We start from the raw sequence: 19,799 nt of genomic DNA on the forward strand, positions 1-19,799 counted from the left end.
GTGTCACTCTTTTACTACCGCGCGGTGAGCGACGACGGCGAGATTCAGCAGGGCCAGCTCGAGGTTGCCGACGAGCAGGCGGTGCTCGAACAGTTGCGCACGCGCGGCCTTATTCCGCTCGAAATCGGCACCCGGCGTGGCTGGCAGAGCTGGTTGCAATTCGACTTCAATGACCTGTTGCGGCATTCGCGGAGCAAGAAGCTGGTGATCCTGTTTACCCAGCAGCTGGCCTCGCTGCTGCAATCGGGCGTGCCGCTGGATCGCTCGCTGGAGATCATGCTGCGGGTCAGTGTCGATCCCCTGGCGGAGCAACTGATCACCCCGATTCAGGAGGGTGTGCGCCGTGGGGTCAGCCTGTCACGCATCCTTGGCGAACGCCCGGAGCTGTTTTCCGGCTTCTATATAAGCATGGTGCAGGCTTCGGAAGTGGGCGGCGACCTGGCCGCAGGCCTGACCAACCTGGCCTATTACCTGGAACGCAGCAAGTCGCTGCGCGACCGTCTGGTGTCGGCGTTGATCTACCCGGTCATCCTGTTGCTGGTGTCGGTGAGTTCGCTGCTGGTGATCCTCACCTATGTGATCCCACAGTTTCGCCAATTGTTCGACGACATGGGCGCGGCGCTGCCGCTGTCGACCCAGATCGTCATCAGCGTCGCCGAGCTGCTGCGCGGCTCGGCCATCTGGCTGGTGCTGCTGGTGCTGGCGGCGTTCTGGCTATGGCGGCAACTGCTCAAGCAACCGGGCTATCGCCTGCGATGGGATCGCTGGATGCTGCGTCTACCGCTGTTCGGCGCGCTGCGCCAGCGCATCGAGACCGCCCGTTTCGCCCGTAGCCTGGGCACCCTGCTGACCGGTGGGGTGGCGCTGCTGCAGGCACTGAACATCGCCCGTCAGACCCTGAGCAACCAGTTGCTGGTGGAGCAGGTCGGCATCGCCAGCGAGAGCCTGAAACAGGGCAGGCAACTGGCGGCACCGCTGCTGGTTTCCGGGGTGTTTCCGGTGCTGGCGTTGCAAATGATCCAGGTGGGCGAGGAGACCGGCCGGCTCGACGAAATGCTGCTCAAGGTGGCCGACACCTACGACCGTGAGGTCGAAGTCGCCATCCAGCGTCTGCTGGCGGTGCTGGAGCCGATGCTGATCGTCGGCCTGGGCCTGCTGATCGCCGGGATCATCCTCTCGGTGCTGGTAGCCATCATGAGCATCACCGAAATTCCACTCTGATAGGGGAGGCATCCATGAACAACAGACGTAGCCATGGGCTCGCAACGAGCAGGCCGACAGGCAGTCGAACCGCAGGTTTCACCCTGCTGGAAATCCTCGTGGTGCTGGTGATCCTCGGGCTGATGGCCAGCCTGGTCGGGCCACAGGTATTCAAGCAACTGAGCGGATCGAAGACCAAGGCGGCTGCCTTGCAGATCGAGGAGCTGAGCTCGGCCCTGGATCTCTACCGCCTGGAGCTGGGACGCTATCCGAACAGCGACCAGGGGCTCGACGCGCTGATCAACAAGCCGCGCAATGCCGAGAACTGGAACGGCCCCTATCTGAAGAAGAAGGTGATCCGCATGGACCCCTGGGGCAACGAGTTCCACTACAGCTCGCCGGGCCAGAATGGCGACTTCGACCTCTGGAGCCTGGGTGCCGACAACCGCGAAGGGGGGGAGGGGGAAGACCGCGATGTGCACAGCTGGGACTGATCGGCTGCACGGCTTCACCCTGCTGGAGCTGCTGGTGGTGCTGGTGATCGCCAGCCTGGCGATCAGCCTCGTCGGCCCGGCGTTCCAGCGCATCCTGCCGGGCCTGACCCTGGAGGCCGAGAGCCGCAAGCTGGAGTCGCTGCTGCGCCATGCGCGCAGCCAGGCGATTCTCAGCGGCACGCGGGTGGCGATCAGCCAGGACGTCGACAGCGGCGGCCTGCAGCTCAGCTATCTGGACGAGGCGTACACCTTGCCCGCCAACTTCAGCCTGACCCTGCTGGCCGGGCCTGGCACCAGCGATTCGCTGTCGGACGCGGCGCAGATCCTCTTCTATCCGCGCGGTGATTCCTCCGGCGGCAGCCTCAGTCTGTCGCTGGAAGAGGGGCGTAGCGAAGACATCAGCGTCGACTGGCTGAGCGGGCGGGTGCGCCGCGGAGCCCCGGACCACACCGGGGAAGGACTGGACCGGCGCGTGCCGCAGCAGGAGGACGACGGTGAAGCGGATCGATAGGGCGCGCGGTTTCACCCTGCTGGAGGTGCTGGTGGCCTTCCTGATTCTCAGCCTGAGCATGAGTGTACTGATGCGCATCGTCTCGCAATCGCTGAACTCGCTGGCCGTCGCCGAACGCCACCAGAGCGCGGTGCAGCTGGCCGAGTCGAAGCTGGCCGAGGTGCTGATCGGCCTCGACGAGAGCGGCCGCGGCACCCAGCAGGGCAAGCTGGGCCGCGACTACAGCTGGCGTAGCGAGGTCGAGCCCTATGAGTTCGAGAATCAGGAAGCCGGCGAGCGCTATAGCATCAGTCCCTGGTTGGTGCGGGTGTCGGTTAGCTGGGGGCGGCGACCGGGCGAGCAGGTCAGCCTGAGCACCATTCGCCTGTTGAGGGCCAGGCCATGAGGCCGGCCAGCCGTGGCTTCACCCTGGTCGAGCTGCTGGTGGCGCTGACCCTCGCCAGCCTGGTGGCGATGCTCGCCTATGGCGGCCTGCACGTGGCCCTGCGCAGCTGGCAAGCCGCCGAGTTGCGTCAGCAGCAGATGGAGCTGAAGCATCTGAGCCAGGCGCTGTTGCGGCGCCTGCTGGAGAGTCCGCTGCCGCTGTCCTTGCGTGACGACGAGGGCATCCAGCAGGCGGCCTTCTACGGTGAGTCGGAGCAGTTGATCTTCGTCGCCTACCTGCCGGCCCTGGGCGGCAACGATCAGCGCTACTGGGTGCAGCTGGTGCAGGAGCGCCAACTCGTCGAAGGGGACTTGAGCTGGCGCATGGAACTTCGCTACCAGTCATTCGTCGAGGCCGATGAACTGAACTGGGCCCTGCTGGCCGAGAGCCTGGCCAGCGACGGCGAGCGCCAGCTGCTGATGGACGCCATGCCCGGCCCCTGGACCTTCGATTATCTGGAGCGGCGCGCCGACACCGAGCAGGACTGGCAGGGGCAATGGCGCCAGCGCGCGGCCCTGCCGGTGCTGCTGCGCATGAGCCCGCCGCGGCAGCTGGGCGGCGAAGCGGCGGCGTTGCTGGTTGCCCCGAGGAATATGGCCTATGCGATCTTCCAGAGCCGCTGAGTCGCGCTGGCGCGCCCGCGGAGTGGCCCTGGTCGGGGTGCTCTGGTTGCTGGTGCTGCTGTCGCTGATCGCCCTCAACCTGTCGGCCGGCAGCCGCACCGAACTGCGCCTGGCCAGCAACGCACGGCTGGCGGCCAGTGCCCGGCATGTCGCCGAGGCTGGCGTCAACTGGGGCGTGTGGAGCCTGCTGCAGGCCAACACCTCCGGCTGGCTGGCCGATGGCAGTGCGCGCGTCCTGGAACTGGACGGCCTCAGCGTCGAAGTGGCGCTGTTCGACGAGCAGGGCAAGATCGATCTGAACGAGGCCGATCCGCAACTGCTGGTCGGGCTGTTCGAGTCGGTGGGGCTGGACGAAAGGGCCGCGCGGGCCCAGGTCGACATCATTCTCGACTGGCGCGACGAGGATGACCTGCTGCGTCCGGAAGGTGCCGAAGAGGATCAGTACCTGGCCGTCGGCCTGCTCCCGCCAGGCAATCGACCCTTCACCCGGCTGGAGGAACTGCGCCGCGTGCTGGGCATCGACGAGGCGCTCTACCAGCAGCTAGTGCCGGCCCTGACCCTGTACTCCAACAAGGCCGAGGTCAACCCGCTGGTGGCACCGCGCGAGGTGTTGCTGGCGCTGCCGGGGATCGGTGCGGACAGCATCGAGCGCTTTATCGAAGAGCGTCGACGCAATTACGAAACAGGGCAGCGCCCGCCGCTGTTGGCCGGGGTCGATCCGCGTCTGCTTGCGCCCAATGCGCCGGGCGTCAACTACTCTATCGTTACAGATACATCCTTGAGTCCGGGTGTAACGGTTCGGCAACAGGTGGTGATACACCTGCAGGGCCTAGGCCGGCGGCAGGGTATCGAGGTTCTGTACAACAGCATCCAGCAGTAACGGCTTGTCGAGATTGCAACGCCCTTGAATGAAGGGACAGACCATGAACGACCGTTTACAAATGGCGGTGGACGCCGTGATCACCATGACGCAGCGCTTTTGGCAGTGGTGGAGCGGCGAGCTGCTCGGCCTCATCCCCGAACGCTGGCGCGAGCGCCTGCGGCGGCGCGGCAACCAGTTGTTTATCGACCTGCACGAGGATCGCTGCGGCCTCGATTTTGGCAGCTTCGGTCAGCGCGAAACCCTGGTCAGTGCGCCTCTGGGCGCGGAGGGCGAGTTGCCGCCGGCAGTGGTCGAGGTGTTGCTCAATCGCGCCGGCAAAGCCGCTCAGGTGATCCTGTTGCTGCCCGAGCAGCAGTTGCTGCACAAGGTGCTGAGCCTGCCTGCCGCGACCGAATCCGGCTTGGCCAACGTGCTGCGCTTCGAGATGGACCGGCACACCCCGTTCACCGCCGAGCAGGTCTATTTCGGTTATCGCATCCTCGAGCGCGACCGCCGCCACCAGCGCTTGCAGGTGGAGCTGCTGGTGGTCCTGCGCGAGTACCTGGACCAGCTGCTCAGACGCCTGGATGGCCTGGCCGTGCACCCCGCCCTGGTGACCCGGGGCGAAGAGCGTAGCGCCCGGCCGATCAACCTGTTGCCCGGCGGCCTGTTGCACAAAAGCAGCGGCTGGCGCGGCAATCGCCGCCTGCAGACGGTGCTGGTGGTGGGCCTGATCGCGCTGCTGCTGTTGCCGCTGTGGCAACAGCAGCAGCGCGCCGAGCACCTGGCCGCGCAACTGGATGCGCCCAAGGCGGCGGCCGAGCGCGCGGCGGCGGTGCGCGATGAGCTGCAGCGGCTGGAAGCCGGGCGCGACTACCTGGACGAACAGCGGCTGCTGGCTGACGAGGTGCTGAGCATCCTCGACGAACTGACTCGCCTGCTGCCGGACAGTACCTGGCTCAGCCGCTTCGAACTGATCGGCGAACGGGTCCGCCTGGAGGGCGAGTCGGCCGAGGCCTCGGCGCTGATCGGCCTGCTCGAGCAGTCCAGGACCCTGCACAACGTCAGCTATGCCTCGCCGATCACCAGTAACCCGCGTACCGAGAAGGACCGCTTCAGCCTGATCGCCGAGCGTCGTCCCGAGCAGGAGGCACCATGATTCCCCTGCGCTTGCGCCAGCTGCTCGCCGTGCTGATCCTGCTGAGCCTGATCAGCCTGCTGCTATGGCTGGTGGTCGGCCCGCTGCTCAGCCGTTTCCAGTCCGACGAGGAGGTGATCGCCGACCTGCAGCAGCGTCTGCAGGTGTATCAGCGCCTGGTCACCGAGTTGCCGGCGCAGGAAGCGCGTCTGGCCGAACTCAAACAGGACAGTCCGATGTCCCGCCTGCTATTCGCCGAGAGCCGCCCGGCACTGGCCGGAGCCGAACTGCAGCAGCAGATCGGTCAACTGGTCGGCCAGTCCGGCGCGCAGGTAGTCAGCACGCAGATCCTCAGCCGCGAGAGCGCCGAGGCACCGGTGCCGGCAGTGGGCATCAAGGTGCACCTGCGCGGCGAAACCGAGCAACTGGTGCGCCTGCTCTTTGATCTGGCCAACCATGAGCCACTGCTGCTGGTGGAGAACATCGTGGTGCTGAGCAACCCGCGGGTCGACATGCAGCGCATCCGCAGCCTCGCCGATCTCAAGGCCGTGCCGTCGCTGGACGTGACCTTCGATCTCAAGGGCTTCATCGCCCAGGAGGCGACGCCATGAGGACCTTGTTGTATCTGCTGCGTATGCACTGGAAGGCGGCGCTGCTGATCCTGATCGTGCTGTTGTTGCTGCCGGCGGTGGTGGCCGCGCTGCTGGCCGCCGAGGATGAGCCGGCAGTGGCGGTGCCGGTCGAGCCTGCCCTGGACCAAGCGGCTCCGGCCGAACCTGCAGCGGCCGAGCCAGGTCAGGCCGAGCCACTTTCGGCCGAGCCGCGTCCGCTCGAGAGTCAACCGGCAGAGGCACCGCCGATGGATCAGCCGGGTGACGTGGTGGTCGAGACTGGCGGAGCCACTCAGCCCTTTGCCGAGTACCGGGAGCTGATCGAACGGCCGTTGTTCAGCAGCACCAGAAGACCGCCGGTCGTGCGTGATGCACCGCAGGAAACCCTCGACGGGCAACAGTTACGCGAGGCCTGGCGCTTGAGCGGCATCGCCATGGAGCAGGGCCGCCAACTGGCCAGCTTCAGTGAGCGCCAGGGCGAAGGGCGGCTGTTGCTGGAGGTCGGCATGGTGCTCGCCGACGAGTGGCGACTGGAACAGATTGGCAGCGACCATGTGCTGCTCGGCAACGGTGGCAGCGAGGTACGCATGCCGCTGCGCGAGCCGGTCATCAGGGAGGACACGGGAGAAGCGGGCGAGGCGGGCGCTACGCCGGCGGCCAACCGGACGCCGGCACAGACGGACAACCCAAGCCCCCCCGCGAACACACCGGCCCCCGCCGTGCCGGCCCAGTAGGGTAGAGGAGATTATCGATGAACATATTCAGGATCGTGTCCCGTCCCCTCCAGTTCGGCAGCTTCCTGCTGCTGGCCGCTTGTGCGGCGATTCCGGGCGGCGATCGGGCCACCTTCGACAACCCCTGGGGGCGCAAGAGTGAGCAGGCCGAGCCAGCGCCGGCCAGCAGCGTGCGCCAGCCGCGCCCCGCGGGCCAGCCTTTGCGCCCCGCGCCGGGCAGCGCCTCGAGCGTTACCAGCACGGGGCCGCGCGCGGAGATCTACCGCGGCTCGGGCAGCATGGTCGATCTTGGCACGGTGCCGCGCGTGCCGGTGGACGAGGAAGGCGAGATCACCCTGAACTTCCAGCAGATGGAGATCGCCGAGGTGGTCAAGATCATCCTCGGCGAGATCCTCGGCATGAACTACGTGCTGGACCCCAACGTCAGCGGCAGCGTAAGCCTGCAGACCAGCCGGCCGCTGACCCGCGCGGCCTTGTTGCCGACCCTGGAGGCGCTGTTGCAGGTCAGCGGCGCGGTGCTGGTCAAGTCGCAGAACTTCTACGAGGTGGTGCCCATCGACTCGGCACCCTCGAGCGCGCTGGTGCCGCGGCTCAATCCGGTGGAGATGCGCGGCTACCAGTTGCTGGTCATCCCGCTGCGCTTCATTTCCGCCGCCGAGCTGCAGAAGATTCTCGATCCGCTCAAGCCGGTCAAGGGTCTGATGCGCGTGGACGAGACGCGCAACCTGCTACTGGTCGCCGGTACCCCGCAGGAGCTGAACAACATTCGCGAGACGGTCCGGGTGTTCGACGTCGACCAGTTGCGCGGCATGTCGGTCGGCCTGTTCCGCCTGCAGCAGGTCGACGCGCAGGTGGTGCTCAAGGAGCTGGAAGCAATATTCGGCGACGCGGCCGGTGGGCCACTGGCCGGCATGGTGCGTTTCCTGCCGATCGAGCGGCTCAACGCGCTGCTGGTGATCACGCCTCAGGCCAAGTACCTGGATGACGCACACATCTGGGTCGAGCGCCTGGACCGGGCCGAGGGCGGCCAGGGGCCGAACATGCACATCTATCACGTGCAGAACGGCAAGGCCGAGCACATGGCGGAGATTCTCACCCAGCTGTTCGAAGGCCAGGGCGACGACGAGGATGAGCAACAGCCGCGTGCGCAGTCCCAGAGCGCCGCGCCGGCGGCCGAGCAGGTGGACGGCGAGGCGGCACCGGTGCCCGTGCGTGCGCCGCAGTTGATCGCCCCGAGCGGCGAAGGTTCGAGCCTGGATGTTGGCAAGGTCAGCATCATCGCCGACGAGGAGAACAACGCGCTGCTGGTGATGGCCACCCCCAGCGACTACGACAAGGTGCTGCAGGCGATCCAGAAGCTCGACGTGCTGGCGCTGCAGGTGCTGGTGGAGGCCACCATCGTCGAGGTCAACCTCGAGGACGAGTTGCGCTATGGCCTGCAGTGGTACTTCAAGAGCGGCATCGGCGGCAAGAACGTGCGCGGCACCCTCGGCCAGTTCCCCATCGTCACCCCTGCCGACCTGAGTCCCACCGGCTCGCTGAACGTATTCGATGCGGCCGGCACCCGCGTGCTGCTCGACCTGCTGGCCACGGATTCGAAGATCAACGTGGTGTCCTCGCCGACCCTGATGGTGCTGGACAACCACACCGCGACCATCCGCGTCGGCGACCAGGTGCCGGTGCGCACCTCGGAAACCACCAACACCAGCGGCGTCATCAACCAACCCACCGATCCCTCGGCTCTGGTCACCAGCACCATTCAATACCGCGACACCGGCGTGCTGCTGGAGGTCAAGCCGCGGGTCAACGCCGGTGGCCTGATCGTTCTGGAGATCACTCAGGAGGTCAACGACGTCACCACCAACTCCACCTCGGGCATCGACTCGCCGACCATCAACCAGCGGCGAATTACCACCAACGTGGCGATCCAGAGCGGCGAGACCCTGGTGCTCGGCGGCCTGATCAAGGAGAACAACGGGCGCACCAACGAGGGCCTGCCCTATGTGCGCCATGTGCCGGTGCTCGGCTGGCTGTTCGGCAGCCAGGGCAAGAGCACCAGCCGCACCGAACTGGTGGTGATGATCACGCCGACGGCGGTGACCAGCCTCGATGAGGCCCGTGACGTCACCCAGGAGTACCGCAACAAGCTCAAGGACGTGAGCCTGCCGCAGGACGCCTGGCAGACCCAGGGGCGTCAGTTCTAATAGGGGCTGGGCGATGGGCGCAATCCCATGGCCATGTCCCGGTTATGTGATACGCGCTTACGCGGCATACGCCGCCCCGTCCCCTCGGCCCGCTGGGGAGGGCCTCTAGGGTGGAATCGCCGCAGGCGTTTGCGCCGTTTACCCTGACCCGCGTGGCACCTTGCCCGCGCTGTGGCGGCCTGTTCTTTTTGGCTATGCCCCAGTTAGCTGTTGCATGCATCAATTCCCTGTAGGACCGGGCGGGGCGCGCAGTCCCACGCCCGCGATCCGCGCGCGGCCAGACACTTTTGCGGCCATGCTCCCCGCCGCCCCTTCGGATGACGCGGTTTGCTCCCCTCTGTAGGGCCAAATTTGCCAGGCAGAAACCCAGGCTTTCCGACATTCACCCTCCCTGTGATCGGCACCTGTGTCGCCGGCTGTACAACTGCAGCTGCCTCTGTTGCTGGCCAAATCATTGATACCAATGGAGTTCTGCCGCTGCGCCCGAGCAATCTCGAAGACATGCGGTCAATCTGCCTTTACACCCCCCTCGACAATTGTCTCCCTGGTGGCGCAATAACGCCGGGATCCACCTGCCCATGATAAAAAAATCAATATAAAACATATGGTTATGTATTTGGCACGGGAATTGAGTACCTAAGCGGCGAGGAGAGTCGGCAGTCCTCCGGAGAGGGATTTCGATGGTGTGGTGAAGCTGGATTAAAAACTATCGGGGTCCGCTAGCAACCTGCACAAAGGCACAGCGTCCCAGTCGGCTCACGGGCAAGCCCCAGCGCCGGCGTTATTCCATGCGCTATGGCTGGGCGTCTGAACACCGCTATCTCACTAACACATGAGGAGCGGTGAAGGAGCAGACAAATGAACACGAAACACTTGTTGAGGAAGGTGCCGAGTTGTCTACTCGGCGCGATCTTCGCCGCTGGCATCGCCAGCACGACCCTGGTTAACGCAATCGACGGCAGCCCGCCGGGCTTGTTCGAGCTGGAAGGCGACACCGTGGCCAGCGCCGACCCTGGCACCGACTGGGGTGCACTCTATGGCGGCGCAACGCCCGCCAACCTGATCACCTTTACCGGCATTCTCGCCGATCCGGCACCCCAGACCATCTACTGGAAGGGCGGCTCCAAGGACATCAACGATATTCCTGACTGGTGGCAGAAGGACGGCTCGGTGCCGGACAAGGATGACATCACCAACGCCTATGCCGCTGCCTACAACAACCCGGCCGATGTCTGCCTGAATGCTGGCGGTACGGTGGTGCTCTGCAGCGATGCTGGTGCGGTGGGTGACCCGGTGCACGAGGCCGGCGACCTGATCGTCTACTTCGGCCTGGATCGCTATGCCAACAGCGGTGACGCCTTCGCCGGCTTCTGGTTCTTCCAGGACGACGTGGCAATCAGCGGTAGCCAGTTCAGTGGCCAGCACGTGGGCCGCGTCGGCATGCTCGGCGATGCCGACTATGCCCCTGGCGATCTGCTGGTGCTGGTGGAATACCCGCAGGCCGCGGGCGCGGTGCCCGTGATCAAGGTCTACGAATGGGACCCGCTGGATCTGGACGGCGACAACGTGGCCAACAACCTGGATCTGTTGATCACCCAGAGCAATGCCGAGTGCGACCAGCTCGGCGGCAAGCTGGCCTGCGCGATCAGCAACCTGGAGGACCTGGCCGGTGAGCCAGCCTGGCCGTACACGCCGAAATCCGGTAGTGGGCTGCCATTCGAGAGCTTCTTCGAGGGCGGCATCAACGTCACCCAGTTGCTCGGTGGTACGCCGTGCTTCAGTGCCTTCCTGGCTGAAACCCGTGCCTCGCGTTCGGAAACCGCGACCCTGAAGGACTTCGCCCTGGGCGGCTTCGATGTCTGCGGTGCCGACGTCACCAAGAACTGCGAAGCAACCATCAATCAGGCCGGCGACGAGGTCAACGTGGCCTTCGACGGTACCGCCAGCAACACCGGCGGCCTGGCCCTGTATGTGGAGCTGGAAGACGATCAGGCCGGCTCGACTATCGATGCCGTGTGCTTCGATGTTGGCGCTGACGGCTGCGATGGCGGCGACGCCGTGCCGGCTGGGCTCAACAGCCTGCCGGCGAGCAAGGCGACCTTCACCCTGGCTGCGGGTCAGACGGTGCGCTACGAGGGTAGCTACGTGGTCACCCAGTTCGATGACCAGACCAGCTTCACCGATATCGTCAGCCTGAAGTTCTTCGAAGACCCGGCAGATACTGTGCCGATCGACACCGAGACCGCGCAAGCGACCTGCCCGCCGGTAGGCACGCCGGGCATCCTGGTGTTCAAGGACTGCATCAATCCCAACATCGAGAATGGCGACACCTTCGTGGCCGACATCGTCGGTACGGTGAGCAACACCGGTAACGTCAAGCTGGTCAACGTCATGCTCAGCGATACCGTGTTCAGCTTCGGCGACCTGACGGTGGTGTATGACGCCAACGAGAATGGCGTGGTTGACGGCGGCGAGTTGGCCTTCAGCAATGGCGGCGAACTGGAGGCCGGCGAGCAGTTGGCCTATGAGGCGCAGGTGAGCAGCGGCACGCCGTCGCACGCCAACACCCTGACCGCCAGCGGTGCCAACTTCTTCGACAACGCCGACACGGTCAGCCACAACGACAGCGCGAGCTGCACGCCGAACCTGAATCCGGACCTGACCATCATCAAGGTCTGCGATGACGCCATCGGCGGCGGCACCGGCGTGGAACTGGTGGTCGACAACGGCCAGGTGGTGGTTCAGGTGGGCAACATCATCACTGTGAGCAACCCCGGTAACGAGGACCTGACCAACGTCAGCATCAGCGACTCCGATGTGCAGACCCTGGTGAAAATGTCCGGTGGTGCGGGCCTGACCTGCTCGGGCAACAGCTGCACCGGTACCATGGACACCGGCGACGTGGTCGTGCTCAAGCAGACCTATCGCCCGGATGGCCAGAACATCCTCGGTGCTCTGAGCAACCCGAGTGGCGTTTCCTTCAAGAACACCGCCACTACCTCGGGCACCGGTGTTTTGAGCGGTACGCCGCTTGGCCCATTAATGGCCACTGCGACCTGCGAGCTGTGCGTCTGCCCGGATTGCCCGCCAGAGCCATAAGCGGGCGTCACCCCTGAAACGGCGGCCCCCTGGAAAGGGTCGCCGCTAGAACCAACCAAAGGGCGCTGCCAGTCAGCGCCCTTTTTCTTTGGCTATGTCTCAGTGATGTGTTGGCCGCAGTTTTTGTAGGGGGGCGGGCCGCGCAGGTCATAGCGCTGAAAATCAACTGCATCATTGGTGCGCCGTGTAACCCACCACGTGGGGGACGGCGTGCTGTTCATGGTGGGATAGGGCGCAACTGACGGGGTAATAGCCACTAGCCTTGTAGCAGACGCCAAACCGACCCTACGGATCGACTTAAAGCAGTAGGCGGTGGCGGGTTGTGCCATGCAACCCACTGTTGGGCGACAGACTTTTTCTTGGGTCATGGCCAGATGCCGCAACGCCCGCGACTTTGTATACGCGCGAATCGGTCCATGAGTATTGCTCGGGCGACCAGGCGGGGGCACCTCGAGGCTGAGACTGGTTCAGGCATCTGCGGCTGGCGGCTAGGGTGCTTCTGCACCAGCTGCTGCCAAGCCGGTAGCCAGTTGTCCGCGTGCTCCGCGGGTAGCTGTGTCAATGCTGAACCCTGGCGTTCGTTTCTGAGGCACCTGTCAGTATTCTGATAAATACGCGCCAATTGCCGTTCGTAAGGCATACAGATCGACCTCTGCGCTAACCCCTGTGCAACGCTGGCAAATGGCCTGTTTAACGCTGCTTAAATTACCCGCTAGTTGGCTTGAGAGGCTCTAAGGCGCTGGTTTCGGCGGTGTGTTGGATATTTTTGCGGTCTTGCCCCCGCGCTATCTGGTCGTGGCTGTATCCACGCCTGAACAGCGCTCAAAAATGTGGTTTCGGTGCCAGGGCCCATGCCCAGTGGGCTGGCGGGAAATTGCTCGCCGAGCACCCGTTGCACTGTTTCATAGGATGGACAAGAAAATCGAACTTCGCCGTTCGAACGCGCAGGCCCATGCTCGTCTTATTATTGAAAGTCCTTATAAATCAATAGTTTATTTGTATGGCATGGTAATTGATTGTAATGCTCTGAGGAGATTTCTGGTCTCCGGTGCGGCCATCCGAGGCAGCTGAGCCATGGTTATCGGGGGCCGGTGATCCGCATACCTTGCGCCACGAATGATCGCCCTGCGGGCGATCGACTCCGGTCAGGAAGCCCGGCTCGTGGTCGTGGGGTCTCAAAGCCTCCAAACGCCAGGGAGCGTGCAGCCGGGGGTGAGGGAGCACGGCTATGCACTCGCGAAACTTTCTACGCTCACTACCGCGCTGCTTGCTTAGCGCGGCACTGGTGGCGGGGATAACGACCACGGCGGGGGTATACGCCGTGGACGGCAACCCGCCTGGACTCTTCGAACTCGACGGCAACACGCTGGATGCCGGGGCAACCCCGGGTGACGACTGGGGCAGCCTGTTCCTGGGCACCCAGGGCGGCACTCCGGCGGCCTTCACCGGCATCCTCGCCGACCCGGCCCCCGTGACCATCTACTGGCAAGGTGGCTCCAAGGACATCAACGATGTCAGCGAATGGCGCTACAAGGACGGCTCGGTGCCGGACAAGGACGACATCACCAACGCCTATGCGGCCGGTTACACGGTGCAGCCCGGGCAAGCCACGGAATTGCATGAAGCGGGTGACCTGATCATCTACTTCGGCCTCGATCGCTACGCCAACAACGGTGATGCCCACGCCGCGTTCTGGTTCTTCCAGGACAACGTCGGCCTGGGGCCAAACGGCACCTTCAACGGCCAGCATGTGGGCCGTAACGGCGATCAGCGCGGTGACCTGATGGTGCTGGTGGAGTATCCCCAGGGTGCCAACGCTGTGCCGGAGATCAAGGTCTACGAATGGGATCCGCTGGATGCGGATAACGACAACGTGGCCGACAACCTGGATGAGATCTACAGCTCAAGCAACGCCATGTGTGACGGTAGCGGCGACAAGGTGGCCTGTGCCATCACCAACGTCGGCAACCTGAGTGGCGAACCGCTCTGGCCCTACACCCCGAAATCGGGCAGCGGCCTGCCGTTCGAGAGTTTCTTCGAGGGCGGCATCAACGTGTCGCAGCTGCTGGGGGGCGACGTGCCCTGCTTCAGCTCCTTCCTCGCCGAGACCCGTTCGTCTCGTTCGGAAACCGCTCAGCTGAAGGACTTCGTGCTGGGTGCGTTCGACCTGTGCAGCATCAATGTGACCAAGAACTGTGTGGCCGAGGTTGACGCCAACGATGGCGGCAACAGCATCCTGGTCAACTTCAGCGGTATGGTCAGCAACGACGGCGGCCTGGCTCTGAACGATGTCACCGTTACCGATGACATGGGCACCCCGGGCGATACCGAAGACGATGTCGTGGTGTTCGGACCGGCAACCCTGGCTCCGGGTGAGTCGCAGCCGTACAACGGCAGCTACAGCACCATGGACCTGGCACCGACCGACCGAGTCACTGCCGAAGGCCATCGGGTCAATACCACGGTAACGGCGGAGGCCGAAGCCAGTTGCGCACCGGATCTGACGCCGGCAATCGCGGTCGACAAGTTCTGCAGCGCCAGCATCAACGGCGGCGGCGACGCCATCGACGTGCTGTTCAACGGTACCGTGACCAACAGCGGTAACGTGGCGCTGGAAAACGTCACAGTGGTGGACGACAACGGTACCCCGGGCAACCTGGCTGACGATGTCACCATCAATATCGGCAATCTGGATGCCGGTGCCTCGGCACCGTACAACGGTAGCTTCAGCGTCAGTGGCAGCAACACCTCGACCGACCATGTGGTCGCCACGGGTACAGCTGTGCTGGGTGGCGATGCGGTGCAGGACACTGCGCAGGCCACGTGCCTGGCCGACGTGCTGCCGGATATCGCGGTCGACAAGGTCTGCAGTGCCAGCATCAATGGCAGTGGTACCGGTATCGACGTGCTGTTCAACGGTTCCGTGACCAATACCGGTAACGTGCTGCTGAACAATGTCACCGTGGTGGATGACAACGGCACGCCGGGCAATCCGGCTGACGATGTCACCGTGCTCGGCCCGATCAGCCTCGCGCCGGGGGCTTCGGCTCCGTACAGCGGCGGCTTCGGTGCCCTAGGTACCAACAGCTCCACCGACGTGGTGGTCGCATCGGGTATCGATGCCATTACCAGCAGTCCGGTGCAGGATACTGCCAATGCCAGCTGCTTGGCTGACGTGCTGCCGAACATCGCAGTCGACAAGTTCTGCAGCGCCAGCATCAACGGCGGTGGTACCGGTATCGATGTGCTGTTCAACGGTACGGTGAGCAATACCGGCAACGTGGCCCTGTTGGGCGTCACCGTGGTGGATGACAACGGCACACCGGGCAATCCGGGTGACGATGTCACCGTACTGGGTCCCATCGACCTGGCACCGGGGGCTTCGGCTCCGTACAGCGGTGGCTTCGGTGTGCTGGGTGCCAACAGCTCCACCGACGTGGTGATCGCATCGGGTACCGATGCTGTTACCGGCAGTCCGGTGCAGGATACGGCCAATGCCAGTTGTCTGGCCGATGTCAGTCCCGATCTGCTGGTCACCAAGCAGTGCACAGACGCCCCGGCCTTTGGCCAGGCGATCCTGTTCGACGGCAGTGTGACCAACAACGGTAACGTGGCCCTGCTGGGCGTGATCATCGTCGATGACAACGCCACCCCGGCCGATCCGTCGGATGATGTGACCTTCAACATCGGCGATCTGGCACCGGGGGCTTCGGCCAACTACAACGGTAGCTACTCGCCGGCCCTGGCTGGCACCTACACCAATACCGTTGTGGCCAGTGCCACCGATGCCGTGACCAGTGGACCGGTCGAGAGCGCTCCGGCGCAGGCGACTTGCGATGTGCCGCCTCCGCAAGAGTTCGAAGGCTGCACACCGGGCTTCTGGAAGAACAGCCCGGGAAGCTGGCCGCCAACCGGCTATAGCCCGAACCAGCTGATCATTTCGGTGTTTGACCTGCCGAGCGGTGTGATCAACAACAAACTGGGCGGCGACAGCCTGATGGATGCGCTGAACTACGGTGGTGGCGATAACCTGCTGGGTAGCGCACAGATCCTGCTGCGTGCAGCAGTGGCCGCGTTGCTCGACAGCGCCCATCCGGAAGTGGACTACCCGCGGACAACGGCCGATGTGATCGCCGACGTCAACGCGGCGTTGGCCACCAAGGATCGGGGCAGCATCCTGGCGTTGGCGTCGGCACTGGATGCCGATAACAACCTGGGTTGCGACCTGGCCAACGACAACTCGTTCTGACGCAAAAACGCCCGGGGTGTGGAGAACCCCGGGCGCTGTTTGAAGCACAAGGCGCGGGCTTGGCCCGCGCTTTTTTATGCGCTCAAGGTTTGCCCTTGCCGTTGCCCTTGCTGCTCTCACCGCTGCTGTCGCCGCTCGAGGTCTGCAGGCCGATGGTCACCGTGGTGCTGGCGCTGAGCTTGCCGTCGCTGATGGTGTAGCTGAACTGGTCGCCGCTCTTGAACGACTTGGCCGGGCTGTAGGTCAGGGTGCCATTGCTGTTGCGGGTCACCTTGCCCTTGCTGCCCTGGGTGAAGGCAACGATGCTCAGGGCGTCGCCGTCCGGGTCGCTGTCGTTGGCCAGCACATTGATGGTCAGCGCCGACTTGCTGGCCAGGCTCACGTTGTCATTCACCGCCACTGGGGTGCGGTTGCTGCTGGTTACCGGGTTGCTGACCACATAGCTGGCACTGCCATTGGCGCTCTTGCCGTTGGCGCTGGCCGTGGCGCTGATGCTGTAGAAACCGTCGGCAGCGCTGCTCGCCGAAGTGGCGCGCAGGGTGGCGCTGGCGCTGGCCCCCGGGGCCAGGCTCAGGCTGCTGGGCAGGCTGGTGCTCCAGCCGCTGGGCTTGCCGGCGCTGAGGCTGAAGCTGCTGCTGGAACAGGCGCTGCTGTCGTTGTTGGTCACCTTCACGCTGTAGTCGAAGCTGCTGCCGGCGGCCAGCCAGGTGCTCTGGCCGGGGGTCATGCTGACGCTAGGCGCATTGCGGGTGCAGGTCGGTACGCTGCCGCCGCCGCTACCGCTGAAGTCGACGGTGACCAGGGCCTGGTTGGCATCGGTGGCCTGGGTGGTCAGGGTTATGCCGCTGTCGCTGAAGCTGCGACCACCGGTGAGGGCGGCGTCCTTCATGTCGACGAAGTTACTGCCGGGGGTCATGTCCAGCAGGTAGACGCTGTTGCCGTTGCTTGGGCTGGCCTGGCGCACGGTCACGCCGTTGAAGATGTTGTTGGCATCGATCACGCCGCGGTTGCTGATCTGTGCGTCGAAGCCCTGCGGCTGGCGGTATTCGACGTAGTAGTAGCGCGGGGCACCGCTGCTATCCACACCATTGGCGATTTTCAGTACTTTGGCCGAGGTACTGGTCGCACTGCTCGGCTTGAGGCTGAAGCTGCCGGCGCTGCTGACATTGACCAGATTGCCGGTGTTCAGCCAGCCGAGGCGCTCCTTGGAAAAACCGTTGAAGTGACCGACGGTGCCGGTGTAACCCATGATGTCGAGGGTGTCGCCATACTCCTGGCTGCTGCAGCTGCTGCCCAGGGTGGTGTCGCCACAGTCCATCGCATGGGCATGGTAGAGCCCGAGGTTGTGGCCCAGCTCATGGGCCACGGTGCGCAGGGTCAGGCTGTTGTGGATCCAGCTGGTGGACGGCATGGCACCGACCTGGCCCATGCCGCTGTAACCGCAGGCGCTGTTCTGCGGGAAGATCATCAGGAAGCGCTCGTAGTTGCTCAGGACATAGCCGGCCGCCTGGGCCGCGGCCTTGGCCTTCTGCTCGATGGCGAAGCCATCGCAAACGGTGCTGTTGACCGCGACGGTGTACCAGCCGGCCACGTCGCCGGTCAGCCAGGTCTGCTGGTTGGAGTTCTCGCGGAAGTAGTTGCTGGCGTCGCCGAATACCAGGCTGTTGGCCTGGGCGGTGGTCCAGGGCTTGTCGCTGGGCTTGTCCTGGAAGTTGACCAGGATCGCCAGGGTGCGCTGGGCACCAGTGGTGTTGGGCAGGTCGTAGGCGAGTTCGCCGTTGGTGTTGCTGGTGCCTCCATCGGCGAGCAGGAGCAGGCCGCTGTCGTCGTCATTGACTACCAGGTCGCCCTGCAGCGGGCCATTCACGCCATTGCTCTTCTCCAGCAGCACGCCCTGGGCGCGCACGCTCAGGCCGCTGCGCCATTCGCGCTGGGCATTGGCCAGGCGCAGTTCGAAGCGCTCGCCAAAGGGCGTCTTGAGGAAGTGGCGCAGCTTGTGCTCACCGTTCTCGTAGTCTTCGTAGACCACCTGCAGCTCGCCATCGAGCTCGACGTTCTGCTCCAGTTTGGCCAGCACTTCAGCCGGCATGCCTTTCTGCTTGTCCTCGGGGATGGCGACGCGCAGCACTTCGGCCGGGTTGTTCCGGGCCAGCTCGGCGAGCAGCTGGCGACGCTGTTCGGCCTTGCCGAGCAGTTGTTCGCGCAGTTGTGCGCGCTCGCCGGAGGTCGCTTTCTGCAGCCGCTTGTGCAGGACGAGCAGTTCCGTGGTGCGCGTTGCGGCGGCCTCGCGGGCTTCCTGCACAGGACTGGACGCGGCGGCAGTGCTCGGCTGGGTGGCGAAGGCGCTACCGGCGGACAGTGCCAGAGCGCAGAGCATGGATATGGCGTAAGGCTTGGACAAGCGCATGGTTCTCTCCTGAATCGAGTCAGAAAAGATCCTCTTCACGGCTGTCCATGAGGGAATTTCTCCTTCGGCAGTCCGGCAACCCCGTGGGGGCCCGTAACTTTGCGTCGCCAGGTTGCCCTGGTTATGCCTTTATCGGGAGAGGAGCTTTCTGTGAGCAGTACTACATGGACGACCGTAGCCGTCCGGTTAAAGCCCCTCGAGCGCCCCGGCTGCTGTAACGTCAGCAGCCGGGTCGGCAAACTTCATTGTTTACTGCACCTTGCAGCGGGGTGTTTCCTGTAACAGTTGCCAGAGTTGATATGTTCGTTTTCTGTACAGCTGTAACGGGGGCAGAAATTAACACCAGAGCTGTTCACTTTTTATACAAATCATGCATAAAACCCAGGGGTTTGGTTGAAAAACGATCTAGAACTTTTTGCAATAACGGCTGCAGGCTGCTTGGCAGAGCCTTGCCGGCGGGAAGGGGGGATTTTTCGTGGTTTACAACCGTTTATCGCGGTGTGGGTTGGGCTTGCGACGGGGTTCGCATTCTTGCGGGGCTGCTCGGCCGGTGTTTGGCGCGATTAATCTGGCGTTTCTCACACAAGCCCGGCAGTGACGCTCATGCTGTTCACTTAAGCTGCGCGAAATTGCGGTTAACGGGACATCGGATCATGGTGGTCTTCACCGTATTTGGGCGTGATGGCTTTGAACGGTGCTCCAGAACGTAGGATGGGTTATTACCCATCCTACGGCTCTGAGCGCAAAAAAATGCCGCTTTCCTGGCAAGGGAGAAGCGGCATTTTTCTTATCTGAACAGCATTACGGCAGTGCATTGGCATTCTATGTTTGCGGTGAGTCTATTCGCCGTTGGCCTCGTCCCACAGCTTGATCAGCGGTTGGCAGCTGGGATGGAAGTGATCCAGCAGGCGGGATTTGCGGTGCAGCAGGTGCCAGTTCGTAAAAGGCGTATCGCTGAACAAAGGGAAGGGTAGCGCACCGCTTTCAGGGTGCGTGGCGATGGGTTCCTGGACGCCGTTTGCCCTTCTGTCGGGCGTCTGCAGGTCTGTGGTTCTACGACCCTCTGGGGGCATGGCATTCTCTCCGCAAGGTAAGGGAATACATGCAGGGAATGCGCCATCTGGCGCGAGGAGCCTATTTCCGGGGGGGAAAGCCGTGCCGGCTCGGCTCGGCAGCCGGGGAGTTGTTTAGCCCCCATTACAATGGGCCTGGCCAGGTGTCGACAAGGCTTGACTGGCAATCG

At 63.9% G+C, this 19,799-nt stretch carries 13 protein-coding genes and 1 riboswitch; of the genes, 12 read left to right on the forward strand and 1 reads right to left on the reverse strand.

All coding sequences use genetic code 11. The features are described from left to right. The 12 genes from AACY13_RS00275 (at position 1) to AACY13_RS00330 (ending at position 16,149) form a co-directional block, all read left to right on the forward strand. On the forward strand, positions 1-1,221 hold the full coding sequence (locus AACY13_RS00275) for a type II secretion system F family protein (RefSeq protein WP_339458245.1): 1,221 nt from the start codon (positions 1-3) through the stop codon (positions 1,219-1,221). Positions 1,222-1,235: 14 nt separating this feature from the next. Beyond that, complete coding sequence (gene gspG, locus AACY13_RS00280; RefSeq protein ID WP_339458247.1) at positions 1,236-1,694, forward strand: type II secretion system major pseudopilin GspG; 459 nt, start codon at positions 1,236-1,238, stop codon at positions 1,692-1,694. Then, positions 1,675-2,205, forward strand: coding sequence for a GspH/FimT family pseudopilin (locus tag AACY13_RS00285; RefSeq protein WP_339458248.1), 531 nt, complete (start codon positions 1,675-1,677; stop codon positions 2,203-2,205). Before gspG ends, AACY13_RS00285 begins: the two co-directional genes overlap by 20 nt. Then, positions 2,189-2,590 (forward strand): type IV pilus modification PilV family protein, encoded by a 402-nt coding sequence (locus tag AACY13_RS00290; RefSeq protein WP_339458250.1) that lies wholly within the window; start codon positions 2,189-2,191, stop codon positions 2,588-2,590. The genes AACY13_RS00285 and AACY13_RS00290 overlap by 17 nt, the downstream gene beginning before the upstream one ends. Further along, complete coding sequence (locus AACY13_RS00295; protein WP_339458252.1) at positions 2,587-3,252, forward strand: prepilin-type N-terminal cleavage/methylation domain-containing protein; 666 nt, start codon at positions 2,587-2,589, stop codon at positions 3,250-3,252. Before AACY13_RS00290 ends, AACY13_RS00295 begins: the two co-directional genes overlap by 4 nt. Beyond that, positions 3,230-4,132, forward strand: a complete 903-nt coding sequence (locus AACY13_RS00300) for a type II secretion system minor pseudopilin (RefSeq protein ID WP_339458254.1) — start codon at positions 3,230-3,232, stop codon at positions 4,130-4,132. Before AACY13_RS00295 ends, AACY13_RS00300 begins: the two co-directional genes overlap by 23 nt. Before the next feature lie 43 nt (positions 4,133-4,175). Beyond that, complete coding sequence (locus tag AACY13_RS00305) at positions 4,176-5,273, forward strand: PilN domain-containing protein (protein WP_339458255.1); 1,098 nt, start codon at positions 4,176-4,178, stop codon at positions 5,271-5,273. Beyond that, entirely contained in the window at positions 5,270-5,863 is a 594-nt protein-coding gene (gene gspM, locus AACY13_RS00310) for a type II secretion system protein GspM (RefSeq protein ID WP_339458257.1), read from the forward strand. Before AACY13_RS00305 ends, gspM begins: the two co-directional genes overlap by 4 nt. Beyond that, the gene (locus AACY13_RS00315; RefSeq protein ID WP_339458259.1) at positions 5,860-6,597 is read left to right on the forward strand and encodes a hypothetical protein; all 738 of its coding nucleotides are present in this window, start codon (positions 5,860-5,862) and stop codon (positions 6,595-6,597) included. Before gspM ends, AACY13_RS00315 begins: the two co-directional genes overlap by 4 nt. A 17-nt stretch (positions 6,598-6,614) precedes the next feature. Further along, complete coding sequence (gene gspD, locus AACY13_RS00320; protein ID WP_339458261.1) at positions 6,615-8,801, forward strand: type II secretion system secretin GspD; 2,187 nt, start codon at positions 6,615-6,617, stop codon at positions 8,799-8,801. Between the two features lie 858 nt (positions 8,802-9,659). Beyond that, a complete protein-coding gene (locus AACY13_RS00325; RefSeq protein ID WP_339458263.1) occupies positions 9,660-11,900 on the forward strand; it encodes a hypothetical protein in 2,241 nt (746 codons plus the stop codon). A 1,228-nt stretch (positions 11,901-13,128) separates the two neighbouring features. Continuing rightward, positions 13,129-16,149, forward strand: a complete 3,021-nt coding sequence (locus tag AACY13_RS00330; protein WP_339458265.1) for a DUF7507 domain-containing protein — start codon at positions 13,129-13,131, stop codon at positions 16,147-16,149. 82 nt (positions 16,150-16,231) lie between these two features. Here the strand turns inward: AACY13_RS00330 and AACY13_RS00335 are convergent, their stop codons facing one another. Next, positions 16,232-18,556, reverse strand: coding sequence for an Ig-like domain-containing protein (locus AACY13_RS00335; RefSeq protein WP_339458267.1), 2,325 nt, complete (start codon positions 18,554-18,556; stop codon positions 16,232-16,234). Positions 18,557-18,619: 63 nt separating this feature from the next. Next, positions 18,620-18,694: riboswitch (cyclic di-GMP riboswitch) on the reverse strand. Between the last annotated feature and the right edge of the window lie 1,105 nt (positions 18,695-19,799).

Origin of the sequence: Pseudomonas sp. EA_105y_Pfl2_R69 (genome assembly GCF_963970915.1) — a bacterium.
Taxonomy (GTDB): domain Bacteria; phylum Pseudomonadota; class Gammaproteobacteria; order Pseudomonadales; family Pseudomonadaceae; genus Aquipseudomonas.

What these genes read in the sequence shown, in the direction of transcription:
- gspG (WP_339458247.1), top strand. Translation starts at nt 1,236, where the DNA reads ATGAACAACAGACGTAGCCATGGGCTCGCAACGAGCAGGCCGACAGGC.
- AACY13_RS00285 (WP_339458248.1), top strand. Translation starts at nt 1,675, where the DNA reads ATGTGCACAGCTGGGACTGATCGGCTGCACGGCTTCACCCTGCTGGAG.
- AACY13_RS00295 (WP_339458252.1), top strand. Translation starts at nt 2,587, where the DNA reads ATGAGGCCGGCCAGCCGTGGCTTCACCCTGGTCGAGCTGCTGGTGGCG.
- AACY13_RS00300 (WP_339458254.1), top strand. Translation starts at nt 3,230, where the DNA reads ATGCGATCTTCCAGAGCCGCTGAGTCGCGCTGGCGCGCCCGCGGAGTG.
- AACY13_RS00305 (WP_339458255.1), top strand. Translation starts at nt 4,176, where the DNA reads ATGAACGACCGTTTACAAATGGCGGTGGACGCCGTGATCACCATGACG.
- gspM (WP_339458257.1), top strand. Translation starts at nt 5,270, where the DNA reads ATGATTCCCCTGCGCTTGCGCCAGCTGCTCGCCGTGCTGATCCTGCTG.
- AACY13_RS00315 (WP_339458259.1), top strand. Translation starts at nt 5,860, where the DNA reads ATGAGGACCTTGTTGTATCTGCTGCGTATGCACTGGAAGGCGGCGCTG.
- gspD (WP_339458261.1), top strand. Translation starts at nt 6,615, where the DNA reads ATGAACATATTCAGGATCGTGTCCCGTCCCCTCCAGTTCGGCAGCTTC.
- AACY13_RS00325 (WP_339458263.1), top strand. Translation starts at nt 9,660, where the DNA reads ATGAACACGAAACACTTGTTGAGGAAGGTGCCGAGTTGTCTACTCGGC.
- AACY13_RS00330 (WP_339458265.1), top strand. Translation starts at nt 13,129, where the DNA reads ATGCACTCGCGAAACTTTCTACGCTCACTACCGCGCTGCTTGCTTAGC.
- AACY13_RS00335 (WP_339458267.1), bottom strand. Translation starts at nt 18,556, where the DNA reads ATGCGCTTGTCCAAGCCTTACGCCATATCCATGCTCTGCGCTCTGGCA.